The organism is Klebsiella sp. BIGb0132 (genome assembly GCF_024810075.1).
GTDB lineage: Bacteria > Pseudomonadota > Gammaproteobacteria > Enterobacterales > Enterobacteriaceae > Klebsiella > Klebsiella terrigena.
Genome location: NZ_JANUDW010000022.1, coordinates 1 through 2830 on the forward strand (window position 1 = coordinate 1; position 2830 = coordinate 2830).

Below are 2830 nucleotides of genomic sequence, written 5' to 3' on the forward strand. Positions count from 1 at the left end.
TTAGCAATAAATCCAGCCATGCCTGACGGCCTGGCCAACGCCTCACGGCCGCACAGTAAACTGCGCACCCGTTCACCGTTATTCGTGAGGTTCAGTGGTGCTTTTGAGCGTCCTGCCGGATTTTAGCCGCTAAAATCCCGGCCATGCATGTGTGTGCATAGCCATGCAGACGCGCAGAAATCATCAGAAGCGTTTTTTCGGGTTTAGGCGGTGGAAAGGTGCCGGAAACGGCCCGGACGCCGCAAAATCGCGCTGAGGGCCTCTCAGGGGGTGCGGGCAAGAGATGTTATGGTAAATCTTGGTGGGGTTATCGCTTTCTATCGATAAAGGGAGATGTCGCCCACGATGAACCGGTATACCTTCCTATTTCCTCTCCCTGAAGCCCACTTCGTTTGTAATAGATTGTTGTTACAGAGAAAAAATCGCCAATGTTTTTCAGTATCAGAGCTGAGTCTGGGTTTAGTCTGAGAGCTAAACCTATTTTACCTTGCTCTTCCAACAGTAAGATCTTCCCACTGGTGCTGAGCTTCTTATGGATGAATGTTGCTACACAACCATCTGGTTGATAGCGTTGAAGCCACTTACCATGCCTGCCGGTTATGTGTGTTGAGCCAAAGTAACCATTTCCGACTTGTAAGCGGATCGGCATGTCTACGGTGATTGATGGCAGTGTGTTAGCCGGTATTTTTGAAAAAGACTTAATTCCATCTATAAGCCAATAATCAAACTTCCCAGTTCCAGATTGCGTGAATGTCGGCATTTTCTAAGGTTACTCCAGCTCTGAATCTAGTGATTCTCCATTTTTTTTATAACGTTTGAAACTGCTTATTTTATCGGGTGTTTTTTCATTAAGGACTTGAACAAGCTTGCTTAAGTCATAGGTGTTTCGACCTTTAAATTTCTTGCTTCCGGCCTTATTCGGCTGTTTATCGAGTAAGCCAAGCTCTACCAAAGTTGTGATTTCTCTCTGGATAGAACGTTTCGAAACGCCCATTCTTTTTGCCATCGATTCTTGCGAAGGGTAAGGGTGCTCTGTAGTTTCCCACCAGTGAGAAACAAGGTTCATCAGCAAATTGAAACCCAAAGGACTAATTGATAGTTCCGCCTGTAGAAAAAGCAGTGATGTAGGGATCGCTGTCCAGCCCATAAGCATGCTTCGTTCTCCCCACTTTTTTTCAAGTGGCTCTGTCTTCGCTTTCATTACGAACCTCGTTTTTTAATTTGTAGCGACACCAAGAACACTCTAACATCATTATTTAATGATGTTAGAGTGTTCTTGGTTATAATTATATATGTATATTTATATGTATAGACATTTTGTCGCCTTTATTTGATATGGCTTTGTCACCATACTTGCTATGAGTCTTACAGAAGACGATTTGTCCGTCATGGCGATATAATGGCGAGGCAACATGCGCTGATAGTGGATCGCCCTGCATTTCGCAGCCACTTGAGTGGGCTCCCTCACAGAGAGGGATGATGAATCTGATAACAGACATCACGTACGCCACTCGGACTCATAAAAAAAGCTGCCCTAGGCAGCTTTTTTTGTTTGTTATCTTCTTGATTGACAGGAAGGTAAGCAAAAATGTAGTCTCGGAAACGAAAAAACCACCCGGCAAGGTGGTTTTTCGAAGGTTCATTAAACCGGCAAGTTTATGAACCGTGGTAACAGGGTGTACAAGACCGCTGCCACCAAATTCGTCCTTCCAGTTTAGCCGTAGTTTGGCTCAGACTTCAAGAACTCTGCACTAGTAATCTTCTTGTACACCTTCTTACCAATGGCTACCGCTACTGGCGATTTGTCGTGTCTGTTTCGGGTTGGACTCAAGATGATAGTTACCGAAACAACGTGGTAGTCGGGCTGAACGGGGGGTTCGTGCATACAGTCCAGCTTGGAGCGAACTGCCTACCCGGAACTGAGTGTCAGGCGTGGAATGAGACAAACGCGGCCATAACAGCGGAATGACACCGGTAAACCGAAAGGCAGGAACAGGAGAGCGCACGAGGGTGCTACCAGGGGGAAACGCCTGGGATCTTTATAGTCCTGTCGGGTTTCGCCACCACTGATTTGAGCGTCAGATTTCTTGATGCTTGTCAGGGGGGCGGAGCCTATGGAAAACCGGCAACGCCGCGGCCTTTCTCGCGTCCCTCTACATCCTTTCTTATCGCCTGTGTCGTAATGTCTCAGTTCCCTCCGCTCGCCGCAGTCGAACGACCGAGCGCAGCGAGTCAGTGAGCGAGGAAGCGGAATATCGATGGGCTTATCTCTGGTACCTTACACGCCATAGCTGCATTTTTTAATACGATGCAGGATAGGGCTAACGCCGCAAAGTGACGTCACCTGACGTTCTTGGATTAACAAGGTTAAAGCAGCGGACAGGAAATGTTTTGTGCCCACAGCCATGCTGGCTTATTCACAAAACAGCGGGACAAGATGTGTTTTTGGAGTACCGCCGGCACGCCAATGACACCTGGTCCGGCTCCGCCCGACACCCATATGTTTGCTCTCTTTTGCTGCCCTTTTGCTATCGATTTGCCACCTGTTTGCTATCTGTTTGCTACCTGTTTGCTACCTGTTTGCCACCTGTTTGCTATCTGTTTGCTATCGCTACCCTCAGCAGTGAAAAGAGTAAGGCACGTTAGCGATGTATACATCGCCGCGCCGCAAGGGTGCCCCTTCCGAATCCCGTTCATCACTGCGTGCTGATTAACCCACGTTAAATCCGACCCCCTTAGCAATAAATCCAGCCATGCCTGACGGCCTGGCCAACGCCTCACGGCCGCACAGTAAACTGCGCACCCGTTCACCGTTATTCGTGAGGTTCAG

The 2830-nt window shown here is 48.1% G+C and carries 2 protein-coding genes; both read right to left on the reverse strand.

All coding sequences use genetic code 11. The annotated features are described in order from the left end of the window. Positions 1-307: 307 nt before the first annotated feature. Entirely contained in the window at positions 308-760 is a 453-nt protein-coding gene (locus tag M2416_RS26875; RefSeq protein ID WP_142353804.1) for a hypothetical protein, read from the reverse strand. 9 nt (positions 761-769) lie between these two features. Next, complete coding sequence (locus M2416_RS26880) at positions 770-1201, reverse strand: helix-turn-helix domain-containing protein (RefSeq protein WP_069970468.1); 432 nt, start codon at positions 1199-1201, stop codon at positions 770-772. Positions 1202-2830: the final 1629 nt, after the last annotated feature.

Excerpts from the sequence above, each read along its gene's own strand:
- M2416_RS26875 (WP_142353804.1), bottom strand. The coding sequence starts at position 760 with ATGCCGACATTCACGCAATCTGGAACTGGGAAGTTTGATTATTGGCTT.
- M2416_RS26880 (WP_069970468.1), bottom strand. The coding sequence starts at position 1,201 with ATGAAAGCGAAGACAGAGCCACTTGAAAAAAAGTGGGGAGAACGAAGC.